Below are 24,328 nucleotides of genomic sequence, written 5' to 3'. Positions count from 1 at the left end.
CCGCGAGCGGCGGCAAGTTTACTCCACGTCGGCGAGAATCCGGACCCATGAGCACGCACGACGACGCGAACGCGCAACTTCTGAAAGGTTTCCCCGCGATCGCCGCACGCGATGCGCGCGTGCTGATCCTGGGCTCCATGCCCGGCGTCGCCTCGTTGCAGGCGCGGCGCTACTACGCGCATCCGCACAACCGCTTCTGGCCGATCATGGGCGCGCTGGTGGGCGCCGACCCTGCCCTGCCCTACGCGCGCCGCGTGGCCGCGCTGAAGGCCGCGGGCATCGCGGTGTGGGACGTGCTCGATCGCTGCGAACGCGAAGGCAGCCTGGACTCGGCGATCCGCGACGCGACCGCTCAGGCCAACGATTTCGCCGCGTTCTTCCGCCGCCATCGCCAGGTGCGGGCGGTGCTGTTCAACGGCGCCAAGGCCGAGGCTGCCTACCGCCGCCATGCGCCGCGGCTGGAGGACTTCGGCGTGCGCGCCTGGCGACTGCCTTCCACCAGCCCGGCCAACGCGTCCGTCGCGCCCGCAAAAAAACTGGCCGCCTGGCGCGAAGCGCTGCAGGCGGCCGGTGTCCTCGTCGCGAACGAAGAACGCTGAGGGTTTATTTCAGCTTGATCTCACGCAGGCGCTCTTCCAGGTAGCCGTGCGCGGTGATCGCGTCCGGATAGCGGTTCGGATTCTCGGCCGTGACGCACGAAGGCAGCACGTCGATCAGGAAATCCGGATTGGGGTGCAGGAAGAACGGCGTCGAGTAACGCGGCTGGCGCGCCTTCTCGCCCTGCGGATTGACCACGCGGTGTGTGGTGGACGGATACACGTGGTTGGTCAGGCGCTGCAGCATGTCGCCGATGTTGACCACGATGGTGTCGGCGTTCGCGGTAAATGGCACCCACTCGCCCTTGCGCGAAAGCACTTCCAGGCCCTCGGCGCTGGCGCCGACCAGCAGCGTGATGAGGTTGATGTCCTCATGCGCGCCGGCGCGGACGTTGGGGATGTCGTCGGTGGTGATCGGCGGATAGTGGATCGGGCGCAGGATCGAGTTGCCCGAGTTCGTCTTGTCGGCGAAGTAGGTCTCCGGCAGACCGATGTGCAGCGCCAGCGCGCTCAGCACGCGCGAACCCAGCTGGTCCAGCGATTCGTACAGGCCATAGGCCTGCGCGCGGAACTCGGGAAGCTCCTCCGGCCACAGGTTCGGCGGCATCACGTCGGCGTACTTCGAATCGCGCGGGATCTCGCGCCCGACGTGCCAGAACTCCTTGAGGTCGAAGTGCTTGGAGTCCTTCGCCGTCTCCACGCCGAACGGCGTGTAGCCGCGCGCGCCGCCGCTGCCCGCGACGTGGTACTTGCGCTTGACGTCCTCCGGCAGCGCGAAGAAGCGCTTGAACACGTCGTAGACCGCATCGATCTGCGTGTCCGCAATACCATGGCCGCGAATGCCGGCGAAGCCCCACTCGCGGTACGCCGCACCGAGCTCGGCCACGAAGGCCTCGCGATCGCCCGGACTGGCGGGATCGGTGAAACGACGGATGTCGAGGGTCGGGATGCGGTTCACGGGGGTTCCTGGGACGAAGGTGACGTTAGCCGCACATGATAGCGCCAGGGCGCACGGGCCCAGGGCGAGACCTTCCCGCAGGCCGGTTCAGGTTCGCATGCCTTCCTGCACGGGGACCGAAACTTGCAGTTGGCGGATAATGGCGCCCTTTTTTCGCCTTGGCTCCCCCCACAAGACGAATGGACACCGTCATCATTCCTCCCCGCCGCCAGCGTGCGCTGGCCTGGCTCACCGGCCTCATCCTCGGCAACGCCGTGCTGGCGGTGCTCATCACGCTGAGCAACATCCCGCTGACCGATGCCGCCAGCCGCTGGCATTCGGCGCTGTTCCTGATGCTCGCCCTGCCCGGCCATTTCATCTTCTTCGGCACGCTGGTTGCGCTGCCGGCGTACCTGCTCGGCCGCTTCGTGCGAAATCCGCGCTGGATGATCGTCGTCGCCGTGACGCTGCAGACGCTGTGGATCTGCCTGTTGCTGGCCGATGCGAAGGTCTTCGCGCTCTACCGGTTCCACCTCAATGCGATGGTGGTGAACATGATCTTCGGCGGCGCGCTGCAGGATCAGGTCACCTTCTCGGCGAAGATGTGGGCGCTGCTCGCGTTCGGCGGCGCGGCGCTGTTGACGCTGCAGGTCGTCGCGGCGCGGCTGTGGTGGAAGGCGCTGCGCCGCAAGCCTTCGCTGCTGCGCATCCGCCTGGCGTGGTGGATCGCCGGCGCGCTGTTCCTGATCAGCCAGGCGATGGTCGCTTACTCGGATGCTCGCGGCGACCGCGCCGTCATGTCGCAGCTCACCTACATCCCGTGGGCGCAGCCCATCACCCTGAAGAACGCGCTGCACCGCTTCGGCGTGCAGACCGCCAAGGCGGCCGAGCTGCCCGATACGGGCGATCGCCTGGGTTACCCGCGCCACGCGCCGCAATGCGCGGCCACGCCCGGGTTGAACGTGCTGGTGATCCTGGTCGAATCGCTGCGCCATGACGTGCTCGACCCGGCGGTGATGCCCAACACCTGGCGCTATGCGCAGGACGCGCAGTGGTTCCAGAACCACTTCAGCACGGGCAACGCGACGCGCTTCGGCCTGTTCGGCCTGATGTACGGGCTGCCGGGCGGGTACTGGCAATCGATGCTGGCCGAGCAGCGCGGCCCGGTCCTGATCGACCGCATGAAAGCCGACGGCTACGCGATGCACATCTACGGCAGCGCGCCGCTGTACAGCCCGGAGTTCGACCGCACCGTGTTCTCGCAGGTGCGCGATCGCATCGTCAACGGTCCGTCCAACCTCAAGAGCGCCGAGCGCGACCGCAACGTCGTCTCGCGCATGCAGGCCGACATCCGCAACCATCCGGCAGGCAAGCCGTTCTTCGGCTTCGTATTCCTCGACTCGCCGCATGCGCCCTACCACCTGCCCAACGGCTACCGCGCGCGGTTCGAGCCGATGGCGCAGGAAGTGAACTTCCTCAACCTCGGCCCGGATCACGATCCCACACCGGAGCTCAACCGCTACCGCACGGCGGTCCACTACAGCGACGAGCTGATCGGCGAACTGCTCGAAACACTTGCCGACAGTCCGCTGGCCGCGAACACCGTGGTGCTGATCACCGGCGACCACGGCGAGGAGTTCAACGACCTGCACAAGAACTACTGGGGTCACAACGGCAACTTCTCGGACTACCAGCTGCGCACGCCGTTCGTGCTGCACTGGCCCGGCCGTCCCGCGCGTCGCGTGGACACGCTGACCTCGCACGAGGATTTCGTTCCCACCGTGATGCGTCACGCGCTGGGCTGCAGCAGCGACAGCGCGGACTATTCGACCGGCCTGGACCTCTTCGGCGAGATTCCGGCGAAGCGTCCGCTGCTGGTGGAAAGCTGGTCGCAGCGCGGCATCCGCGATGGCGCGCTGATCTACCTGTTCGACAACTTCGGCTCGGCCAGCGTCGTGGATCGGCACTATGAGCCGATCGAGGACGCACAGGTGTCTGCGGATGCGGTGAGCGAATCGTGGGAAATGCTCACGCGCTTCAAGAAGCGCTGAGTTCCCAGGTGGCGGCGCGGGAGTACGGACCCGCCGCCAAACGGTCGTGGAGGGCGCGCCGCCCTCCTGCGTCTTGTCACGGGAACGCCCCCGTGAGCCCTTCTCCCGAGCAGGGAGAAGGAGCGTTCCTCACGCGGCGTCGCGCACCGCCGCTGCGAGCTTGTCCAGCGTGTCCTGCATCAGCACGGCATCGTCGGCTTCGACGGTGACGCGCACCACCGGCTCGGTGCCGGACGGGCGCAGGAAGGCACGTCCGCGACCGGCGACGGCCTGCTCGGCCTGTACCAGTGCGGCCTTCACCGAAGCGGCTTCGGCCGGCCTGGAGCCCGCGGCGAAGCGCACGTTGATCGTCTTCTGCGGCACCTTGCGGAAGCCGTCCAGCGCATCGCGCAGCGACACGCCGCGACGACGCAGCACTTCCAGCACCTGCAGCGCGCTGACGATGCCGTCGCCCGTGTTGGAGCGGTCCAGGCAGAGGATATGGCCCGAAGCCTCGCCGCCGAGCACGCCGCCGTTGTTCACCAGTTGCTGGTGCACGTAGCGATCGCCCACCTTGGCGCGGATGAAGTCGATGCCGCGCTCGGCGAAAGCGCGCTCCAGCGCGTAGTTGGTCATCAGCGTGCCGACGACCGGGCCGCGCAGGCGGCCGGACTGCTGCCAGTCGGTGGCCATCACGTACAGCAGGTCGTCGCCGTCGCAGACCGCGCCGTTGCCGTCGACGAACAGCACGCGGTCGCCGTCGCCGTCGAAGGCGATGCCGATGTCCGCGCCGGTGGCGCGCACGTGCGCAACCAGCGTGTCCGGATGGGTCGAACCGACGCCGTCGTTGATGTTGATGCCGCTGGGGTCGATGCCGATGGCGTCGACACGCGCGCCCAGTTCGCGCAGCACGAGCGGCCCGAGCTGGTAGGCCGCGCCGTTCGCGCAGTCCATCGCGATGCGCAAGCCGCCCAGGTCGAACCCCTTGGGCACCGAGTTCTTGCAGTGTTCGATGTAGCGGCCCAGCGCGTCGCGCGTACGTACCGCCTTGCCGAGCTGTTCGGACGGCACGGTGCGGAAGGGCTGCTCCAGCGCGGCCTCGATGGCCAGTTCGGTGGCGTCGTCGAGTTTCTCGCCCTCGGCGGAGAAGAACTTGATGCCGTTGTCGTGGTGCGGGTTGTGCGAGGCGGAAATCACGATGCCGCCGTCGGCGCGCATCGAGTGAGTCAGGTGCGAGACGGCCGGCGTCGGCATCGGGCCCATCAGCTGCACGTCGACGCCTGCGGCGACCAGTCCAGCCTCGAGCGCCGCCTCGAACATGTAGTTGGAGATGCGCGTGTCCTTGCCGATGATCACCACCGGGTTGCGCCAGTCACGACGCGGCAGTGCGTGGCCGTAGGCATTGCCCAGGCGCAGGACGAAGTCGGCCGAGATCGCCCCCTCGCCCACACGCCCGCGGATGCCGTCGGTGCCGAAGTAACGGCGGCTCACGCGCGGCTCCCCTCGGAGACGGCCTCGTCTTCCTGCGGCTGGGGCTGCTTCATCATCAGGGCGAACAGCGTGGCGAGGCGATCGCGCAGCTCGCGGCGGTCGCAGATCTGGTCGAGGGCGCCGTGTTCGAGCAGAAATTCCGAACGCTGGAAGCCTTCCGGCAGCGTCTCGCGCACCGTCTGCTCGATCACGCGCGGGCCGGCGAAGCCGATCAGCGCTTCGGGCTCGGCCAGGTTGAGATCGCCCAGCATCGCGAAGGATGCGGATACGCCGCCGGTGGTGGGGTGCGTCATCACGGAGATGAAAGGCAGCCCCTTCGCGCGCATGCGGCCCAGCGCGGCCGAGGTCTTGGCCATCTGCATCAGCGAGAACAGGCTTTCCTGCATGCGCGCACCGCCGGTCGCGGTGAAGCAGACCATGGGGCAGCCCAGCTCGACGGCACGCTCGGCGGCGCGGGTGAAGCGCTCACCGACGACCGAGCCCATCGAGCCGCCCATGAAGGCGAAATCGAACGCGGCGGCCACCAGCGGGCGCTGCTTGAGCGTGCCTTCCATCGCGACCAGCGCGTCGCGCTCGCCGGTGGATTTCTGCGCGGCCTTGATGCGGTCGCCGTAACGCTTCTGGTCCCGGAACTTGAGCACATCGGTCGGGCCGAGCTCGGCCGCGATCTCGCGCGTGCTGCCTTCATCCAGCAGCGCCGCCAGGCGGACGCGGGCGCGGATGGGCATGTGGAAGCTGCATTTCGGGCAGACCTCGAGGTTCTCCTCGAGCTCCGGGCGGTAGAGCACGGCGCCGCAGCGATCGCACTTTTCCCACAGACCTTCGGGCACGCTGCGACGCTTGGCGGCGGCGGCGTCGGTGCGGATGCCCGAGGGCATGAGTTTCTTGAGCCAGGACATGCGTTGAGAGTATTCCCGTTCGGCGTGAAGAAAGCCGGAGCGGATCCGGCCGAGCGGGGCAGTTTAGCGCAGCGGGCGGCGGCGGCCGCGCGCCCTCTCAGGCCGGATGGGCGGCGGCCGATACGGCGTCAAGCGCGGCGCGCAGCGGCGCCAGGAACATGCGGGCCTGTATGGCCGGATCGCCGGCCTCGGCCAGGGCCGCCACCAGGGCACTGCCCACCACCACGCCCTCGGCTTCACGGGCCATCGCCGCCGCGCTTTCGGCGTCCTTGATGCCGAAACCGGCGACCACGGGCACGCGGCTGCGCTGGCGGATCGCATGCAGGCGTTCGCTGGCCGCACCGGTATCGAGGCGATCGGCACCGGTCACGCCGGCGAAACTCACGTAGTAGAGATAGCCCTGCGCATCCGCACACAGCCGCTCCAGGCGTTCGTCCGTGGTCGTGGGCGAGGCGAGCAGGATCAGCGCCAGCCGTTGCGCATCGAATGCACTTCGGAACTCGGCCGCCTCTTCCGGCGGCAAGTCCACCAGCAGCACACCGTCCACGCCGGCCTCGACCGCGTCGCGGGCGAAGCGTTCGGCGCCGCGTATCTCGACGGGGTTGAGGTAACCCATCAGCACCACCGGTGTGTCGGCGTCGCGCTCGCGGAATTGGCGCACGGCCTCGAACACGAACGCCAGCCCCGCGCCGCGCGACAGCGCGCGCTCGGAACTGCGCTGGATCGTCGGCCCGTCCGCCATCGGATCGGAGAACGGCACGCCCAGTTCGATCACGTCGGCGCCCGCCTCCACCAGCGCGTGCATCACGGGCACGGTGGCCTCCAGCGAGGGATCTCCCGCGGTGAGGAACGGGATCAACGCCTTGCGGCGGGCGGAACGCAGCTGGGTGAAGCGTCGGTCGATTCGGTTCATTGCGAGGCCATGGTCTGGTGCTCCGCTTCAAGGGGAAGGCCCGGAAGGCGTGGGATGGGAGGGAGGGATGGTCCCGCCGCGTCCCCGACCTTCCCCTTGAAGCGCAGCGATGCCGCTAGAGCGAAATGCCTTCGCGCGCGGCGATGGTGTGGACGTCCTTGTCGCCGCGCCCGGAGAGGTTGCACAGCACCATCGCGTCGGCCGGGAGCTCGCGTGCGAGCTTGATGGCCTGCGCGATCGCATGGCTGGACTCCAGCGCCGGCAGGATGCCTTCCGTGCGCGAGAGCCGGTGGAACGCGGACAGTGCCTCGGCGTCGGTCACGCCGACGTACTGCGCGCGGCCGGTGTCCTTGAGGAACGCGTGCTCGGGACCGACGCCGGGATAGTCCAGGCCCGCGGACACCGAGTGCGTCTCGATGATCTGCCCGTCGTCGTCGCACAGCACGTAGGTGCGGTTGCCATGCAGCACGCCGGGGCGACCGGCCGCGAGCGAGGCGGCGTGGTGTCCGGTGGCGATGCCCTCGCCCGCTGCCTCGGCGCCGACCAGGCGCACGTCAGCATCGTTGAGGAAGGCGTGGAAGATGCCGATGGCGTTGCTGCCGCCGCCGACGCAGGCCGTGACGGCATCGGGCAGGCGGCCGTATTCGGCCAGCATCTGCGCGCGCGCCTCGCGGCCGACCACGGCATTGAAGTCGCGCACCATGCGCGGGTACGGATCGGGACCGGCCACGGTGCCGATGATGTAGAACGTATCGCGCACGTTGGTGACCCAATCGCGCATCGCTTCGTTGAGTGCGTCCTTCAGCGTCGCCGAACCGCTGGTCACCGGGATCACGGTCGCGCCCAGCAGCTTCATGCGGTAGACGTTGATCTTCTGGCGTTCGATGTCGGTGGCGCCCATGTAGACCACGCATTCCAGGCCCAGTCGCGCGGCCACGGTGGCGCTGGCCACGCCGTGCTGGCCGGCGCCGGTCTCGGCGATGATCCGGGTCTTGCCCATGCGGCTGGCGAGCAGCGCCTGGCCGATGGTGTTGTTGATCTTGTGCGCGCCGGTGTGGTTCAGGTCCTCGCGCTTGAGCAGGATGCGCGCGCCGCCGACCTCACGGCTCAGCCGTTCGGCGAAATAGATCGGACTCGGCCGGCCGACGTAGTGCGCCAGGTCGGCATCGAAGGCGGCGTTGAAGGCGGGATCGACGCGTGCGGCGTCGTAGGCGGCGGCCAGCTCCTCCAGCGGACCGATCAGCGTCTCGGCGACGAAGCGTCCGCCGTAGCGGCCGAAATGGCCGGAGGCGTCGGGGAAGGCGTGGAAGTCGGGACGGGACATGCTCGTGACTTTAGCGAACGACATGACGCCGGAACATGCATAAAATCGGACTGTCCTGTCAGAAAACCTCACACGTCCACATGAGCCGCGACCTACCCCCGCTCAATGCCCTGCGTGCCTTCGAGGCCGTGGCCCGGCTGGACAGCGTCAGTCGCGCCGCCGAGGAGCTGCATGTCACCCATGGCGCGGTGAGCCGCCACCTCAAATCGCTGGAAGAGGCGCTGGGCACCGCACTGTTCGTGCGCGAGGGCCGGGGGCTGGCGCTGACGCCGGCCGGGCATCGCCTGCACGAGGCCGCCGAGGCGGCGTTCGGGCCGCTGCGCCAGGCCTGGTCCGAACTGCGCCGCCGGCCGTCCCAGGCACCGTTCGTGCTGGGTTGCCCGGGCAGCGTGCTGGCGCGCTGGATGATCCCGCGCCTGGACCGCCTCGCGCGCGAGCGTCCCGACCTGACCCTGCACCTGGCCGCCAGCGACACCGCGCCCGACGCCGCCCTGACGGGGCTGGACGCGGCGCTGCTCATCGCCAACGGTCCCTGGCCGGCCGACTGGCAGGTCCACGAGCTCGCGCCCGAACGCATCGGCCCGGTCGTGAGCCCGCGCTTCGCCGGTTTCGAACGCCTGCGCGACGCCGCCCCGGAAGCGCTCGCGCACGAATCGCTGCTGCACACGCAGTCGCGGCCGCAGGCGTGGTCGGACTGGGCGGCCCGGTCGGGCGTCGATGCCGGCGCGCTATCGCCGGGCACCGGCTTTCCGCACCTGTACTACCTGCTGGAAGCGGCGAACGCGGGGCTCGGCGTGGCGATCGCACCCGAACCGCTGGTGACGGAAGACCTGGCCGCCGGGCGGCTGGAGGCGCCGTGGGGGTTCGTCGAAACCGACGCACGTTGGGCGCTGGTCGCGCGCAAACGTGGCAACGATCCGCGCGTGGCGGAACTCGCGCAGTGGTTGCGCGGTGCGTTGGCTGAAGGCTGAGACGCTCCGGGTCTACCGGGCCGCCGCGTCGGCGCGAGCGACTTCCTCGACGAACCGCCGCATCTTCGCGCCGTCCTTCTCGCCCGGCGCGGACTCGATGCCACTGGAGACATCCACGCCCCACGGCCGCACCGCACACACGGCGTCGAACACGTTGTCCGGATGCAGGCCGCCGGCAAGCAGGAACGGCCGGTCCAGATCATCCGGAATGCGCGACCAGTCGAAGCGGTGGCCGGTTCCGCCCGCCCCGCCCTTCGCGTGGCTGTCCAGCAGCAGGCCGACCGCGCCGGGATGACGCGACAACGCAGCCACGTCGGCATCGCCGCCCATCGCGACCGCCTTGAGATATGGCACGCCGAAGTCCCGACAAAACGCGTCGTCTTCGTCGCCGTGGAACTGGAGCAGCGTCGGGTGTACTTCGTCGATCACGCGCCGGACCAGCGCGGCCTCGTTGTCCATGAACAACGCGACGACCTCCACCAGCGGCAACGCCTGCGCACGCAGCGCGCGAGCCTGTTCAATCTCCAGCCGCCGCGAACTGCGCTGCGCGAAGACGAGTCCAACGGCATCCACGCCGAGCATGCACGCCAGCGCGACATCGTCCGCGCGCGTCATCCCGCAGAACTTGATGCGCGTGCGCAGCGGCGCGCGGTTCACAGCGTCACCTCGGCCGGCAGGTTCCACTGCGCCGGATAGCGCGGGCCGAGGAACACCAGCCCGGTCGGCGGCGCCGTCGGTCCGGCGACGGTGCGGTCGCGCACCTGCAGCAGGTCCGCGATCCAGTGCTCGGGTTTCTCGCCGCTGCCCACCATCAGCAGGCTGCCGACGATGTTGCGCACCATGTGGTGCAGGAAAGCGTTGGCCTGCACTTCGACTTCGACCACTTCGCCGTCGCGCGTCACGCGGATGTCCTGCAGTTCGCGCCATGCGTGCGGCGACTGGCAATGCACGGTGCGGAAGGAGGAGAAGTCGTTTTCGCCCAGCAGGGCCTGCGCGGCACGGTGCATGGCGTCGGCGTCGAGCGGGCGGCGCTCCCAGCTCAGGTACGGACGACCGAGCGCGGCGCGCACCGGGCGGTTGAGGATGCGGTAGCGGTAGCGGCGCGCCCGGGCGGAGAAGCGCGCGTGGAAATCCGACGCCACCGGCCGGCACCAGCGCACCGCGATCTGCGGCGGCAGGCGACTGGTGACGCCGAGCATCCAGCTGCGCGGATCGCGCGCGGCGTGGCTGTCGAAATGCACCACCTGGCAGGACGCGTGCACGCCGGCGTCGGTGCGCCCGGCGCAAATGGTTTCCACGGGATGTCCGGCGACGAAGGAAATCGCTTCTTCGAGGGCAGCCTGCAGCGTCTGCTCGCCTTCGCGCTCGGGCTCGCCGTGCTTGCTCAGGCGCTGCCAGCCGCTGAAGCCGGTGCCGTCGTACTCCACGCCGAGCGCGAAACGGCTGGTGGGGGCGATGTCGGCTATGGAGGATTCGGCAGGAGTGTTCACGGGAAAGATGTGCGTTCCGGCGCTGCCCGGAATCGGGGGTCGTGCGGCATCGTGCTTCGCGGGGTGTGCGAAGGCAAATCGCGTTCTGAAGAAAACCGGCGCGGTGCGAATGCGGCGATGTGTGTCGTCGCCGCTTCGTTGGCCCTCACCCCAACCCCTCTCCCGCGGGGAGAGGGGCTCAAAACCTCATGCTCAGCCGAGGTCCTGCAGCATCCTCGACGCGGTCTGGCGCGCGGCCAGGTCGCCGTTGATGACGACTTCGCTCAGCAGCTGGCGCGCGCTCTCGCGGTCGCCCAGGTCGATGTAGGCGCGGGCGAGTTCCAGGCGCTCCTGGCCCGGCTGCGTCGCCAGCGTCGGCTCGACGTGACCGCGGCGGCCGTTGCCGCTGGCGGCGACGTGCCAGGCCGGCGCGATCGGGGCGGACGGCGTCGGCGGAGCCGCCGGACGGGCCTGCAGTGCCGGCTGCGGCGTCAGTTCGAAGGCGGGTTCGGCGCGCGCGGGAGACTCCGCGGCGCGCTCGATGACAGGTTCGGGCTCGAGCACGGGCTCGCGTTCGTCGAAGGTCTCGACCTCGCGCATTTCCAGATCGCCCCCCGGCGCGAACGCATCGGAGATGGACGGCGTCGCCGCCGCGCCTTCCGACGGCGCACGGAACACCGGCTTGGTCGGCCTGCGTCGCCACCACCAGCCGCCCAGCAGCGCCAGCAGCAGCGCGCCGCCGCCGATGGCCCACGGCAGCGCGGAGCCGGTCTGCGCGGCCTGCGTGTCGGCATTGCTCTTGGCCAGGCGCTGCTGCGCGGCGGCCAGCTCGCTGTCCTTCATCGCCACCAGTTGCTGCTGCTTCTGCTGCAGTTGCTCCAGCTCGGCGATGCGGCTCTTGAGTTCACGAACCTCGGCGTCGCGCGCGGCGACCGTCTCCTGGCTCGTCTGCAGTTCCTGTCGAAGCATGTCGCCCTCACCACCGGACTCGATGCCGGACTGGGTGCCCGCCTGGGTCGCGCGCGAGGCGTCAGGCGGAACGATTTCCAGACGGGCATCGGCCGTTGCCGCGCCACCCGCCGTTGCATTGTTGTTGGAGGCCGCGGCAGCGGCGGGCGCTGCACTGGCCGCCGAGGCGACGGCGCCTTCCAACGCCGGCTGCGGCACCGCGCGGCGCGCATTACGCCACTGCTGCACCTGCGTGGCAACCAGACGGCGCGCTTCGCCTGCGTCGACGCTGGCCAGCTCGTCGTCGGCCGGCATGTCGAGCACGGCGCCGGCCTTGAGGCGGTTGATGTTGCCGTCGATGAAGGCGTCGGGATTGGCGCGCAGCAGCGCGATCATCGCCTGGTCCAGGCTGACCTCGCCCGGCATGCGGCCGGCGATGTCCGACAGCGTGTCGCCGCGGCGGACGGTGTAATCGCCCGACAGTTCGCGTGCGACGTCCGGCACCGGCGCACGCGGCGGCGTGGCGACGGCCACCTGCGGCTGCGGCTCGGGCTGCGGCGCGGCGGGGATGTCGCTGGCGTTCGCGTCGGCTTCGGCCGAGGTGTTCTCCTCGCGCGCCACGGCATTGGCGAGCGCTTCCTCGGGCGTCTGCTCGGGCGGCGCGGGCACCGCGGCGGTTTCGGCCGGGCGCTCGATGGTGTTGGGTTCGGAAACGACGGTCTCTTCGATCGCCGGCTGCAGCGGTGCGGACACCGTGCGCGGGGCATCGACCAGCGCGGCGTACTCGCGCACCAGACGGCCCTGGCCCCAGTCGACCGACACCAGGAAGGTCAGCAGCGGCTCACTGACGGGTTGTTCGGTGGTGACGCGGATGACCGGCCGACCAGCCGCATCCAGCGCCGAGGTGAACTGCAACTGCGCGACCAGCCCCATCGGCGGTTGCAGGCCGACGCGGGCGAAGACCATCGGCGAGGCGAGCTCGGCCTGCAGGTTCTCCAGCTCGGCGGGGTCGTTGGAGATGATCGGGATTTCGGCCAGGAACGGTTGCCCCAGCCGTGACTTGACCTCGATCTGCCCCAACCCCAGCGCCGAAGCGGCGCCACTGGCCACGGCCAAGGCCAGCCCCAGCGCGGTGCGCATGTAGCGTCTGGCGGAGCTTTGTTTGGCAACTTGTTGTTTCACTTCGGATCCCTGCCCTTCCCCGGCGCGACTCTAAGCCCTCGCCGGGGGACGGAGCAACGAAAACCGCCGCCGAATGCGACTTCGGCGGCGGATGGGGCCTTGCGGCGGGGTCAGCCGCGCTCGGCCAGGACCAGTTCGGCCAGCTGCACCGCGTTCAGGGCGGCGCCCTTGCGGATGTTGTCCGAGACGATCCACAGGTTCACCGCGCGCGGGTGCGAGAAGTCGTCGCGGATGCGGCCGACGTACACCGGGTCGTTGCCCGAAGCGTGCGTCACCGGCGTGGGATACCCGCCGGCCTTGGGCTCGTCCACCACTTCCACGCCCGGCGCGGTTTCCAGCAGCTTGCGCACGTCCGCCGCGCTGATCTTCTCGCGCGTCTCCACGTTCACCGCCTCGGAGTGGCCGAAGAACACCGGCACGCGCACCGCGGTGGGATTCACCTGGATGCTGTCGTCGCCCAGGATCTTGCGCGTCTCCCACACCAACTTCATTTCTTCCTTGGTGTAGCCGTTGTCCTGGAACTCGTCGATGTGCGGGATCAGATTGAAGGCGATCTGCACCGGGAAGCGCTCCGGGTTGGGCTCCTGGAAGCTCAGCAGCGCGGCGGTCTGCCGGCCCAGCTCCTCCAGCGCCGAACGTCCACCGCCCGACACCGACTGGTAGGTCGCCACGTTGATGCGCTCGATGCCGACCTTGCGATGGATCGGCGCCAGCGCGACGAGCATCTGCATGGTCGAGCAGTTCGGGTTGGCGATGATGCCGCGCGGGCGGTTGCCCACCTGGTCGGGGTTCACTTCCGACACGACCAGCGGCACATCGGCGTCGTAACGGAAGGCCGAGGAGTTGTCGATCACCACCGCGCCGGCCGCGGCGAACTTGGGCGCGTATTCCTTCGACACGCTGCCGCCGGCGGAGAACAGCGCGATGTCGATGCCGCTCGGGTCGAACGTCGCCAGGTCCTCCACCACGATTTTTTTCGCGCCGAACTCGATTTTCTCGCCGGCCGAACGCTCGCTGGCCAGCAGGTGCAAGGTGCCAATGGGGAATTTCCGCTCGACGAGGATGCGCAGCATCGCTTCGCCGACGGCGCCGGTTGCACCGACGATGGCTACATTGCAGGAGTTCTTGGCGTTCATTGGTTCCTTCTTCGTGGTTGGAGGAGGTCCGCCGGAACCATTCCGGCGGGTGTTGCGTTGACACGGACGGACTCAGCCAGCCGGGCCCGCGTCGCCGGCGTTACGGCGTCGCAGGTCGTTGATGGCATCCGGAGACAGCCACAGTACCGCATCCAGGTACTGCTGGATCACCGCGAGCACCGTCTCGCGGGGACCTTTTCGCCATTCCGGCGATCCATAGAAGGCATCCTGCCGGGCGTTCAGATCGGCCAGATCGTCGTAGGCGCGAATCAGGTAGTAGGCATCTTCCTTGTGGAGCGACGGCCCGAAGCTGACCACGTCGTGGCCGGCGGCGCGCAACAGCGGCACGGCGGCCTCGACGAATGCGCGGTGGAAGGTCAGCAGCGTGCCGGGCGCGAGCTGGTAGGTGCGGATCTGGATCAGGCGCTGCATGGCGGAATCCGTGAATTGGTAGCCCGGGTAAGCGGAGCGCACCCGGGTGTCGGCGGCGTGTCCGCATTATCCGACGGTGCGGCGAAGACAACGTGTGGCGGCGGTGGCAGCGTGGTCCCGGGTGCGGCCTTCGGCCTTACCCGGGCTACGGGTGCGTCGCTACTTCGACGCGCCCGGTTTTCGGGCATTCACCGGCGTCGGCGGATCGCCTGCGCGGGGGCCATGACCAAGCGCGGCGATCAGGTTCTCGACCGCCAGCGCCACCATCGCCCGGCGCGTGGCGAGGCTGCCGCTGGCGATGTGCGGCGTGAGCACGACGTTGCGCAGCGCGAGCAGGCGCGGGTTGATCGCCGGCTCGCCTTCGTAGACGTCCAGGCCGGCGGCGGCGAGGCGTCCGCGTTCCAGCGCATCGGCCAGCGCGTCCTCGTCGACGATGCCGCCGCGCGCGATGTTGGTCAGCGTCGCGGTCGGTTTCATCTTCGCGATCGCCGCCGCGTCGACGATGTGGTGCACGGCCGGCGAGTACGGCAGCACCAGGATGAGGTGGTCGGCCTGTGCGATGAGCGCGTCGAAATCGACATACGCGGCGTTGCATTCGCGTTCGACTTCGGCCGGCAGGCGCGAACGGTTGTGGTACAGCACGCGCATGCGGAAACCCGCCGCGCGTCGCGCGATGCCCTGCCCGATCCGGCCCATGCCGAGGATGCCGAGCGTGGCGCCGTGCACATCGCCGCCGAGCATCGTCTCGAAGCTCCACTGCCGCCATTGGCCGTCGCGCAGCCAGCGTTCGGATTCGGTGATGCGGCGCGCGGCGGCCATCATCAGCGCGAAGCCGAAATCGGCCGTGGTTTCGGTCAGCACGTCGGGCGTGTTGGTGACGAGGATGCCCGCCGCCGTCAGCGCCGACACGTCGAGGTTGTTGTAGCCCACGCCGACGTTGGCGATGGCGCGCAAGCGCGGCGCGTTCGCCACTTCCGCCGCCCCGATGGGATCGTTGAGCGTGACCAACGCGCCGTCGCAGGTGGCGAGCGCAGCGGCGATCTGTTCAGACGGATGCTTGCCGACCTGCACCGTTTCGATCACGTCGAAGTGTTCGCGCAGCCGCCCGACGATGTCGGCGAACAGCGGTTGCGAGACCCATACGCGCGGGCGGGTTTCGGCCATCAGAGCTGCGCGGGAATGCGCGGCGTCACCTCGCCGACGTCGCCGCACTGCGCGCGATGACGCAGCGCCTGGTCCATCAGCACCAGCGCGACCATCGCCTCGCAGATGGGCGTGGCGCGGATGCCCACGCACGGGTCGTGGCGTCCGGTGGTGACGACTTCGGCGACGTTGCCGTCGGTGTCCAGGCTGTCGATCGGCAGGCGCAGGCTGGAGGTCGGCTTGAACGCGACCGAGCAGCGCAGCGGCTGCCCCGTGCTGATGCCGCCGAGGATGCCGCCGGCGTGATTGCTGGCGAATCCCTGCGGCGTCATCTGGTCGCGGTGTTCGCTTCCCTTCTGCGACACGACGCCGAAGCCGTCGCCGATTTCCACGCCCTTCACGGCGTTGATGCTCATCAGCGCCGACGCCAGTTCGCCGTCGAGCTTGCCGTAGATCGGTTCGCCCCAACCCGGCGGCACATTCGTAGCGATCACGTCCACGCGCGCGCCGACCGAATCGCCGGACTTGCGCAACGCGTCCATGTACAGCTCCAGCTCCGTCACCTGGCGCGTGTCGGGCCAGAAGAACGGGTTGTTCTCCACCGCCGACAGGTCGAAACCGTGCGGCACGATCTCGCCGATCTGCGACAACCAGCCCTGCACGCGCACGTCGAAACGCTCGGCCAGCCACTTCTTCGCGATCACGCCGGCGGCCACGCGCATCGTCGTCTCGCGCGCGGACGAACGCCCACCGCCGCGGGGGTCGCGGATGCCGTATTTCTGCCAGTAGGTGTAGTCGGCGTGGCCGGGGCGGAACCGCTGCGCGATCTTCGCGTAGTCCTTGCTGCGCTGGTCGGTGTTGCGGATCAGCAGCGCGATGGGTGTGCCGGTGGTGAGGCCCTCAAAGACGCCGCTGAGGATCTCGACCTCGTCGGCCTCGTGCCGCTGCGAGGTGTGGCGCGTGCGGCCGGTGGCGCGGCGCTCGAGATCGTGACGGAAGTCGTCCGGCGCGATCGCGATGCCCGGCGGACAGCCGTCGACCACGCAGCCGATGGCCGGGCCATGGCTTTCGCCGAAGGTGGTGACAGTGAGGAGTTTGCCGAAGCTGTTGCTGGACACATGAAGGCCCGTCGGGTGCGGGCATTCACTTTAGCAACCTCGTTTGGTTGCTGCTGGAACCAGCGGCCCGCTGCATCCGAGCGGCTGCGCAGTCGCCTTCGAAGGCGTGCCGCGACGCCGCCATGGCCGAAGCAGTCAACCGATCATCAACCGAGGCGTCACCCGAACCCGTCATCCCGGCGAAGGCCGGGATCCAGGCTGGCAGCGTTGGAAGTCGCCGATGCTCGCGCTTCGGAAACGGTGATGGCCTGGATCCCGGCCTTCGCCGGGATGACGGCTCATCGTTGCAATCGCCCGCCTTTCGCTGTCAGCCAACGGCCCTACGCTACTTCCGGACGAGCTACTTACAGGCGCGCGTCCGCCAGTTCCTTGATCCGCGCGTGATGCTCCACCAGATCCGCACGCTCCACCACGAAGATGCCCATCTGCCCGACCTTGAACTCCACCCACGCCATGGGCAGCTCCGGCAGCAGTTCGACCAGCGCGTTCTCCGCCTCGCCGACTTCGCAGATCAGCAGGCCGTTCTCGCTCAGGTGATCGGGCGCGTCGCGCAGGATCTTCAGCGCCAGGTCCAGGCCGTCGTCGCCGGCGCGCAGGCCCAGTTCGGGCTCATGCGAGTACTCCTGCGGCAGCGCGTCGGTTTCGTCGTTGGTGACGTACGGCGGGTTGGTGACGATCAGGTCATACACCTGGCCCTGCAGCTGGTTGAACAGGTCCGACTTGCGCAGCGTGACGTTGCCGGCGTGCAGGCGTTCCTTGTTTTCCGCGGCGAGCGAGAGCGCTTCGTCGTTGATGTCCACGCCGTCCACCTGCCAGTGCGGGTGGTAGTGCGCGGTGGCGATGGCGATGCAGCCCGAACCGGTGCACAGGTCGAGCACGCGTTCGATCTCGCGGCCGCCCAGCCACGGCTCGTAGCCGTGCGGGATCAGCTCGGCGATCGGCGAACGCGGCACCAGGGCGCGGCGGTCGCTCTTGAAGCTCAGGCCGGCGAACCAGGCCTCGCCGGTCAGGTAGGCGGCCGGGATGCGCTCGGCGATGCGGCGCTCGAACAGCGCCAGCACCTTGGCCTGCTCGGCCGCGGTCACGCGCGAGGCGCCGTAGACGGGGCTCAGGTCGTGCGGCAGGTGCAGCGCGTGCAGGACCAGCTGCGTCGCCTCGTCCAGGGCGTTGTCGTAGCTGTGGCCGAAGGTCAGGCCGGCCTCGTTGAAGCGGCTGCCGCCGTAGCGGATCAGGTCGATGATCGAGACCTGCTCGAACTGGACGGGGCTGGGGGTCGCGGAGCCGGTCATGGCGAGGCCTTGCAGAGGGGGCGACATTATACGGGCCCCGGCCCGGTATCATGCCCGCGCTCCCGCTCCGAGCCCGACACAGAGCCGCCATGTTCAACCGCACCACGGTCTACATCCTGATTGCCGCCCTGGCCGCGGCCCTGGGCCTGTGGGCTGCCCAGCACTTCTTCGGCCCGTCCACGCAGTCCTCGCTGCCGGCGACCCGCGCCGTGCGCCTGTTCGAGCCCGCCCGCACGCTGCCGGCCTTCACGCTGCGCCAGTCCGACGGCACGCCGCTGATCCCGGGCGAGCTCAAGGGCCACTGGACGCTGGTCTTCCTGGGCTTCACGCATTGCCCGGACGTCTGCCCGACCACCCTGGCCGAAATGGCCAAGGCGCAGAAGCAGTGGGCCGCGCTGCCGGAGGCCACGCGACCGCGCGTGCTGTTCGTCTCCGTCGACCCCGAGCGCGACACGCCCGACCGCATCGGCGAATACGCCCACGCCTTCCATCGCGACACCATCGCGGCCACGGCCGACGTGCCGGCGCTGGAAACCTTCGCCAAGTCGCTGAGCATGGTGTTCGCCAAGGTGCCGGCGCCGGAAGGCGCTCGCGCCGACCAGTACAGCGTCGATCACAGCGCTTCGATGGCCGTGCTCGATCCGCAGGGCCGCATGGCCGGCATCGTGCAGCCGCCGTTCGATCCGGCCGCCATCGCCGCGGACATGATCGCGTTGACGCAGGCCTCGCCGAAGTAACCCTACTCTCGCGCAAGGCCGACGCGCCTTCCGCTTCCGCGCGTGCGTGCGCCCGAATCCGATAACGACATGAGCCTCGTCACCGCCCTCACCTACGTCCTGCCGCACCGCCTGCTGTCGTCGATGGCGCGCTCGCTCGCCTATTCCGACAACCCGCGCCTGAAGCAATGGCTGATCGACACGGTGACGCGTCGCTTCGGCGTGAACCTGGGCGAAGCCGCGCAATCGGATCCGACCAGGTACCCCACGTTCAATGCGTTCTTCACCCGCGCGCTGAAACCCGGCGCGCGCATCGCCGACGCCGATCCGCGCTCGCTGGTGATGCCCGCCGACGGCCACGTCAGCCAGTGCGGGCCGATCGAGAACGGCCGCATCTTCCAGGCCAAGGGCCAGTCGTTCACCGCCGCCGAACTGCTGGGCGACGAAGCCGACGCCGCGCCGTTCAACAACGGCCTGTTCGCGACGGTGTATCTGTCGCCGCGCGACTACCACCGCGTGCACATGCCCTGGACCGGCCGCCTGCGCGAAACCGTGCATGTGCCGGGCCGCTTGTTCAGCGTGGGCACCGCGGCCGTGGCGAACGTGCCGCGCCTGTTCGCGCGCAACGAGCGGCTGGTGTGCCACTTCGACACCGACTTCGGCCCGATGGCCTGCGTGATGGTCGGCGCGCTGCTCGTCTCGGGCGTGGAAACGGTGTGGAGCGGCGAGGAAATTCCCGCCTACGGCGACCGCATCAACCGCAAGGACTGGCGTGCGGAAAACATCACGATCGACCGCTTCGCCGAGATGGCGCGGTTCAACTACGGCTCGACCGTGATCGTGCTGCTGCCGGCCGGCGTTGCGACGCTGGATCCGTCGCTGCATGCCGAATCGCCGGTGCGTCTGGGGCAGAAGCTGGCTACGCGGATCGGCTGAGCATCTACCTTCCCTCTCCCCTTGCGGGAGAGGGACAGGCCGCCGAAGGCGGCCAGGGAGAGGGAGGCGCGCCGCAGAAGCACGGGCTCCGCGCGCTTCCCTCTTCCGACACTTTGCGCCACCTTCTCCCTCAAGGAGAGAAGGACCCCATCTTTACGGATCGCTCATCGCGGCATCGACCGCGCCAGCCCCCACTGCGCCAGCCAATAGCTCGCCAGCACCGCGAACGCTGCCGCCGCGAACGGCGCAACGAAACGGTCCCACGCCAGCAGCGCGTCGGAGAGCACGAAGCACGCCCCGCCCCACGCGCCGAACAGGCTTGCCGCATCGCGCCGCCGCACCCACACGGCCAGAGCCTGCGCCGCCATCGCCGCCAGCACGACCACGTACACCACAACCGGAACCCGTAGTTCGCCCGGCAGCGTCGGCCACAGCTGGCTGAGCACCAAGCCTGCGACCACCGCATACAGCGCGAACGGCCATGCGGAGGCGAACCAGCGTTCGCGCTGGCGCAAGGCCAGCAGGTACGCCAGGTGGGCCAGCAGGAAACTCGCCAGCCCAGGCACGAAGGCATCCATCGGCAGCATCAGGAACACATCGCCGAGCGTCGACAGCGCCAGCCCCGCGAGCAGCCATGCGCGATAACGCGGCAGCGACGAGGCCATGCGCCACACCGACCAGGCGATCAGCAGCGTCGTCAGCGGCTTGAAGATCCAGTGCAGCCACGGCATCGCCGGCGCGTAGGCACCGGCGATCGCCAGCAGCGCGCTGACGGCGACGGCCGCCGCCAGCGCGATCGGCGCGCGCGTCACAGCGCGAGCCGTCGTTGCCATTGCAGCGGCACCTGGATGCGCTTGCCCCAATCGCCGTTCCAGTCCACCGGCAGGCCGGCGGTGCGCAAGGCGTCGACGATCGTGCGGGCCACGGACAACGCCGCCGCTTCGCCCTCTTCGACCGCCCCGTAGTTGAGACACAGCCCGTAGCCGTCGACGGCGTGCTCGGTGTCCTGCATGTGGAAGAAGGCGTAACCGTGCACGGGACTGCCGCGGTCGCGGGTCGCCGCCATTTCGTCGCCGATCTCCGCCACGCCGCAGGTGCCGCAGCAGGTGAAGTTCTGCCGGCATACCACGCCCTGCGATTCCAGCGTGGCGAAGGCGTGTTCGAGGCGGTCGTGATCGGTCACCCGCGGCCAGTCCGCGGCCTGCGCACGGTAGCTTGCGATCTCTTCCTCGAGGATGCGCCGCGCATGCGCGCGCAGGACATCCTCACCGTGCGACTGCATCTCCAGCACTTCCAATGCGTTGTCGACGATGGTGTCGGGTTCGACGTAACCGCCACGCAGGTCGCGGACGATGTAGCTGCGCAGTTCTTCCAGTTGTTCTTCCAGCGGGAGTGCACCGTGAGCGGCCTGCGCCGCCCGCGCGTCACCCCGCCGGAACAGACCGACGATCTTCTGCCAGAGCATGCCCCACCCCCTCCATCCCTGTGGTGGGCCGAGCATGGACCGTCAGGGCGCGCGACTCAACCGTCGCAGCCGTTGAGCTTGAGCTTCTGCCCGGGCTTGATCGCGAAACGCGGCGCCTTGAGCTTGTTCGCCTTCGCCAGATCGCCGGTGTCGCACTGGAACTTCTGCGCGATGGCGGTCAGCGTCTCGCCGCGCTTTACGGTGTAGGTGGAGGGCTTGGCGGGCTTGGCGGGCTTGGCCGGCTTCGGCGCAGCGATCGCGCCCGCCGAGCCCGTACCGGCGCTTTCGGCCTCGTACACGGTGTCGTCCGACACCGGCGTCACCGGCCCGGTGCGCACGATCGCGGAGGACGCATCGCTCAGCACCAGCGTGTGTGCCAGCTCGGCGCGCTGGCCCTGCATGCAGTAGCGGCCGTACAGGCCGACGATCTTGCTCGTCGCGGCCAGCATGGTGCCGGTCGGCAGGTACTGGTCCGCCTGGTAGCGCGGGTTGAGGTTGCGCAGCGCGCGCATGTAGCCCTCGCGCGTGCCGCCGTTGCCCAGGCAGATGGTCAGTTCGTAGATCGAACTGGGCTTGGACAGGCGCAGCGACGCCGGGCGCGCGTCGACCTTGGGCATCGTCAGGCCGTATTCCTTCGGATGCAGGAACAACCACGCCGCGGCGATCACCATCGGCACGTAGTCGCGGGTTTCGGCCGGGAACTGGTTGTAGACCGACTCGTCCCAGAAATTGCGACCGCCGGTGGTGTTGAACACGCGCTGCGCGCGGCCCTCGCCGCCGTTGTAGGCGGCAAGCGACAGCTCGATGCTGCGGTTGAGCGTGCCCAGGCGTTCGTTGAAATACTCCGCGGCGGCCGCGGCGGAGGCGCGCGCGTCGTAGCGCGTGTCGAAGCCCGAGCCGTCTTCGCCCAGCCCGAAGCGGCGGCCGGTGGCGTACATGAACTGCATCGGTCCCGCCGCGCCCGCGCGCGAGGTGGAATGCACGCGGCCGTTGGATTCCTTCGCCATCACGCCGAACAGCAGCGCCTCCGGCAGCCCGGCGCGCTGGAACTGCGGCCACATCGTCTGGCGCAGGTATTGGTAGTTCTCGAAGCTGTCGATCAGCGACGGACGCATGTCGGTGAGCCAGCGGCGGATGCCTGCCTGCACCGCCGGGTTGTACTGCACCATCTTCACGAACTGCTGGCCGTCGGCGCTGAGCAGCGCGGCGGCGCGCGCGGCTTCGGGCACGTCGGCGGTGAAGCTGCCGGCGCCTTCGTCGTCGTTGTCCTCGGGCACTTCATCGCCGGAGGCGAGGTCGGCGTTCTGCTTCAACAGCCGCTTGTAGGCGGTGAGCATCGTCGTGGGCGAACAGCCCTTCTGCTTCACGCAGGCGGCCATCACGTCTTCCATGTCCTCCAGCGCGGCGTCCACTTCGGTGCGGCCGGCCGGATCGGCGTTGCCGATCTTCACCAGGCCCTGGCGGTAGCGCGTCTCCGCCGCCTGCATGCGCTGGTTGAGGGCATCGACGGCAGCCTGGTCGCGCTTGGAGAGCGCATGGGCCTGCGGCATCAGGACGAGCAGGCCAAGCGCCAGCAGCGCGGCGGAAGAACGGAGTACGGGCATGGACTGCGACAACGTGGACGGGGGCAGCGCAGGGTATCCGGGTGCGAGCAAGCGCGACAAGCCGGAAAGGTCCGAATTTGCATGGCCCGTTTGCATGAACGGCAGAAACACGCCCGGAGTCGCAACATGAACACGGCCGCGCACGACGCCCCCTAGAATCGCCGCAACTCCCCCGAGATCCGTCCATGGACCCCATCCTGCTTGGCAAGGCTGTCACCACGCCGCAATCGCTGCCCGAAACCCAGGGCCATGTCGTCCTGCAACCCAAGTTCGGCAACCGCCACGGCCTGGTCGCCGGGGCCACGGGCACCGGCAAGACGGTGACGCTGATGACGCTGGCGGAAGGCTTCTCGCGCCTGGGCGTGCCGGTGTTCCTGGCCGACGTGAAGGGCGACGTGGCCGGGCTGGCGGTGGCCGGCACGGACAACGAGAAGCTGCAGTCGCGCGTGACCGAGATCGGCCTGGCCGGCTACACGCACGAAGCCAACCCGACGGTCTTCTGGGACCTGTTCGGCAAACTCGGCCATCCGGTGCGCACCACCGTGAGCGAGATGGGCCCGACACTTTTGTCGCGCGTGCTGGAACTCAACGACACGCAGTCCGGCGTGCTCGACATCGTCTTCAAGCTCGCCGACGACCGCGGCCTGCTCCTGCTCGACCTGGAAGACCTGCGTGCCCTGCTCGGCCTGGTCGCCGAGGAACGCAAGGACATTTCCACCAGCTACGGCCTGGTCAGCGCGCAATCGATCGGCGCGATCCAGCGTTCGCTGCTGCGCCTGGAGCAGGACGGCGGCGAGATGTTCTTCGGCGAGCCCGCGCTGGAACTCACCGACCTCATGCGCACCACGCCCGACGGGCGCGGCGTGGTCAACATCCTTGCCTCCGAGCAACTGGTGCTGAAGCCGCGCCTGTATTCCAGCTTCCTGCTGTGGCTGCTGTCGGAGCTGTTCGAGACGCTGCCGGAAGTGGGCGACCTGGACAAGCCCAAGCTCGTGTTCGTCTTCGACGAAGCGCACCTGCTGTTCGACGACGCGCCGCCGGCGCTGCAACAACGCGTGGAGCAGGTGGTGCGACTGATCCGCTCCAAGGGCGTGGGCGTGTACTTCTGCTCGCAGTTCCCCGACGACGTGCCCGACGAGATCCTCGGCCAGCTCGGCAATCGCGTGCAGCACGCGCTGCGAGCGTTCACGCCGCGCGATCAGAAGGCGGTGAAGACGGCGGCGGAAACCTTCGTGCCCAATCCCGCGCTGGACGTGGCGAATACGATCTCGCAGCTCGGCACCGGCGAAGCGCTGGTCTCCACGCTGCAGGACAAGGGCGTGCCGATGCCGGTGGAGAAGACGCTGATCGCGCCGCCGCGCTGCCGCATGGGCGCGATCACCGAGGCCGAACGCGCGCAGGTGCGCAGCACCAGCCCGGTCGGGCACAAGTACGACGAACGCGTGGATCGCGAATCGGCCGCCGAGAAGCTGGCCACGCGCGCGCAGGTCGCCACGCAGAACGCCAAGGCGCCGCCCGCCCGCACGCGCGAGCAGGACGAAGCCGAAGACAGCGGCTTCGGCCAGTCGGTGAAGGACGCCGTGTTCGGCACCAAGCGCCGCCAGGGCATGGTCGAGACGATGGCCAAGCAGACCGCGCGCACCGTCGGCAACCGCATCGGTCAACAGATCGTTCGCGGGCTGCTGGGCAGCATCTTCGGCGGAAAGCGTTGATCCTGCGCTTCGCGCCG

At 69.1% G+C, this 24,328-nt stretch carries 22 protein-coding genes; 6 read left to right on the top strand and 16 right to left on the bottom strand.

What is annotated here, in order from left to right; all coding sequences use genetic code 11:
* Window positions 1-47 precede the first annotated feature (47 nt).
* Window positions 48-599, top strand: coding sequence for a DNA-deoxyinosine glycosylase (locus AAFF32_RS11350; RefSeq protein ID WP_342315241.1), 552 nt, complete (start codon window positions 48-50; stop codon window positions 597-599).
* 4 nt (window positions 600-603) lie between these two features.
* On the opposite strand, the gene AAFF32_RS11345 is transcribed toward AAFF32_RS11350, so the two are convergent.
* Window positions 604-1,554, bottom strand: coding sequence for a 2-oxoglutarate and iron-dependent oxygenase domain-containing protein (locus AAFF32_RS11345; RefSeq protein ID WP_216958362.1), 951 nt, complete (start codon window positions 1,552-1,554; stop codon window positions 604-606).
* A gap of 179 nt (window positions 1,555-1,733) precedes the next feature.
* On the opposite strand from AAFF32_RS11345, the gene AAFF32_RS11340 reads away from it, so the two are divergent.
* Window positions 1,734-3,584, top strand: coding sequence for a sulfatase-like hydrolase/transferase (locus AAFF32_RS11340; protein WP_342315240.1), 1,851 nt, complete (start codon window positions 1,734-1,736; stop codon window positions 3,582-3,584).
* Between the two features lie 129 nt (window positions 3,585-3,713).
* Here the strand turns inward: AAFF32_RS11340 and glmM are convergent, their stop codons facing one another.
* From glmM to trpB, 4 genes are all read right to left on the bottom strand, one after another.
* Window positions 3,714-5,054 (bottom strand): phosphoglucosamine mutase, encoded by a 1,341-nt coding sequence (gene glmM, locus AAFF32_RS11335; protein WP_216958366.1) that lies wholly within the window; start codon window positions 5,052-5,054, stop codon window positions 3,714-3,716.
* Window positions 5,051-5,953 carry an acetyl-CoA carboxylase, carboxyltransferase subunit beta gene (accD, locus tag AAFF32_RS11330; RefSeq protein WP_216958368.1) on the bottom strand — a complete coding sequence of 301 codons (903 nt, stop codon included), beginning with the start codon at window positions 5,951-5,953 and terminating at the stop codon, window positions 5,051-5,053. Before accD ends, glmM begins: the two co-directional genes overlap by 4 nt.
* Before the next feature lie 97 nt (window positions 5,954-6,050).
* A complete protein-coding gene (gene trpA, locus AAFF32_RS11325) occupies window positions 6,051-6,866 on the bottom strand; it encodes a tryptophan synthase subunit alpha (RefSeq protein ID WP_342315239.1) in 816 nt (271 codons plus the stop codon).
* Window positions 6,867-6,981: 115 nt separating this feature from the next.
* Entirely contained in the window at window positions 6,982-8,190 is a 1,209-nt protein-coding gene (gene trpB, locus AAFF32_RS11320; RefSeq protein ID WP_216958372.1) for a tryptophan synthase subunit beta, read from the bottom strand.
* Between the two features lie 80 nt (window positions 8,191-8,270).
* Between trpB and AAFF32_RS11315 the strand changes: the two genes are divergently transcribed.
* Window positions 8,271-9,161 carry a LysR family transcriptional regulator gene (locus AAFF32_RS11315; RefSeq protein WP_342315238.1) on the top strand — a complete coding sequence of 297 codons (891 nt, stop codon included), beginning with the start codon at window positions 8,271-8,273 and terminating at the stop codon, window positions 9,159-9,161.
* Between the two features lie 12 nt (window positions 9,162-9,173).
* Here the strand turns inward: AAFF32_RS11315 and AAFF32_RS11310 are convergent, their stop codons facing one another.
* The 8 genes from AAFF32_RS11310 to prmB form a co-directional block, all read right to left on the bottom strand.
* A complete protein-coding gene (locus AAFF32_RS11310; RefSeq protein ID WP_342315237.1) occupies window positions 9,174-9,818 on the bottom strand; it encodes a phosphoribosylanthranilate isomerase in 645 nt (214 codons plus the stop codon).
* Window positions 9,815-10,618, bottom strand: a complete 804-nt coding sequence (gene truA / locus AAFF32_RS11305) for a tRNA pseudouridine(38-40) synthase TruA (RefSeq protein WP_342317263.1) — start codon at window positions 10,616-10,618, stop codon at window positions 9,815-9,817. The genes AAFF32_RS11310 and truA overlap by 4 nt, the downstream gene beginning before the upstream one ends.
* Window positions 10,619-10,843: 225 nt before the next feature.
* Window positions 10,844-12,718, bottom strand: a complete 1,875-nt coding sequence (locus AAFF32_RS11300; protein ID WP_342315236.1) for a FimV/HubP family polar landmark protein — start codon at window positions 12,716-12,718, stop codon at window positions 10,844-10,846.
* Window positions 12,719-12,870: 152 nt separating this feature from the next.
* The gene (locus AAFF32_RS11295; RefSeq protein ID WP_342315235.1) at window positions 12,871-13,896 is read right to left on the bottom strand and encodes an aspartate-semialdehyde dehydrogenase; all 1,026 of its coding nucleotides are present in this window, start codon (window positions 13,894-13,896) and stop codon (window positions 12,871-12,873) included.
* Between the two features lie 72 nt (window positions 13,897-13,968).
* Window positions 13,969-14,328, bottom strand: coding sequence for an NIPSNAP family protein (locus tag AAFF32_RS11290; protein WP_342315234.1), 360 nt, complete (start codon window positions 14,326-14,328; stop codon window positions 13,969-13,971).
* Window positions 14,329-14,487: 159 nt separating this feature from the next.
* The gene (locus tag AAFF32_RS11285; RefSeq protein ID WP_342315233.1) at window positions 14,488-15,492 is read right to left on the bottom strand and encodes a D-glycerate dehydrogenase; all 1,005 of its coding nucleotides are present in this window, start codon (window positions 15,490-15,492) and stop codon (window positions 14,488-14,490) included.
* Window positions 15,492-16,589, bottom strand: coding sequence for a chorismate synthase (aroC, locus tag AAFF32_RS11280; RefSeq protein ID WP_342315232.1), 1,098 nt, complete (start codon window positions 16,587-16,589; stop codon window positions 15,492-15,494). The genes AAFF32_RS11285 and aroC overlap by 1 nt, the downstream gene beginning before the upstream one ends.
* A 344-nt stretch (window positions 16,590-16,933) precedes the next feature.
* Complete coding sequence (gene prmB / locus AAFF32_RS11275; RefSeq protein ID WP_342315231.1) at window positions 16,934-17,878, bottom strand: 50S ribosomal protein L3 N(5)-glutamine methyltransferase; 945 nt, start codon at window positions 17,876-17,878, stop codon at window positions 16,934-16,936.
* 89 nt (window positions 17,879-17,967) lie between these two features.
* Between prmB and AAFF32_RS11270 the strand changes: the two genes are divergently transcribed.
* Both AAFF32_RS11270 and asd read left to right on the top strand, forming a co-directional pair.
* Window positions 17,968-18,615: an SCO family protein gene (locus AAFF32_RS11270; protein ID WP_342315230.1), complete on the top strand. Its 648-nt coding sequence runs from the start codon at window positions 17,968-17,970 to the stop codon at window positions 18,613-18,615.
* Between the two features lie 69 nt (window positions 18,616-18,684).
* Window positions 18,685-19,530, top strand: a complete 846-nt coding sequence (gene asd, locus AAFF32_RS11265; protein ID WP_216958391.1) for an archaetidylserine decarboxylase — start codon at window positions 18,685-18,687, stop codon at window positions 19,528-19,530.
* A 164-nt stretch (window positions 19,531-19,694) separates the two neighbouring features.
* Here the strand turns inward: asd and AAFF32_RS11260 are convergent, their stop codons facing one another.
* Genes AAFF32_RS11260 through AAFF32_RS11250 form a run of 3 tightly spaced genes read right to left on the bottom strand, consistent with a single transcriptional unit; the run spans window position 19,695 to window position 22,599 of the window.
* A complete protein-coding gene (locus AAFF32_RS11260; protein WP_216958393.1) occupies window positions 19,695-20,363 on the bottom strand; it encodes a lysoplasmalogenase in 669 nt (222 codons plus the stop codon).
* Complete coding sequence (locus AAFF32_RS11255) at window positions 20,339-20,995, bottom strand: hypothetical protein (RefSeq protein WP_342315229.1); 657 nt, start codon at window positions 20,993-20,995, stop codon at window positions 20,339-20,341. The genes AAFF32_RS11260 and AAFF32_RS11255 overlap by 25 nt, the downstream gene beginning before the upstream one ends.
* 56 nt (window positions 20,996-21,051) lie before the next feature.
* Window positions 21,052-22,599: a transglycosylase SLT domain-containing protein gene (locus AAFF32_RS11250; protein ID WP_342315228.1), complete on the bottom strand. Its 1,548-nt coding sequence runs from the start codon at window positions 22,597-22,599 to the stop codon at window positions 21,052-21,054.
* 185 nt (window positions 22,600-22,784) lie between these two features.
* On the opposite strand from AAFF32_RS11250, the gene AAFF32_RS11245 reads away from it, so the two are divergent.
* The gene (locus AAFF32_RS11245; RefSeq protein ID WP_342315227.1) at window positions 22,785-24,311 is read left to right on the top strand and encodes a helicase HerA-like domain-containing protein; all 1,527 of its coding nucleotides are present in this window, start codon (window positions 22,785-22,787) and stop codon (window positions 24,309-24,311) included.
* The last annotated feature ends 17 nt before the right edge of the window (window positions 24,312-24,328 follow it).

This window comes from Lysobacter sp. FW306-1B-D06B (assembly GCF_038446665.1).
Classification (GTDB): Bacteria; Pseudomonadota; Gammaproteobacteria; order Xanthomonadales; family Xanthomonadaceae; genus Lysobacter_J.
The sequence above is the reverse complement of the archived record's forward strand: the minus strand, read 5'-3'. Positions and strand labels throughout refer to the sequence as shown.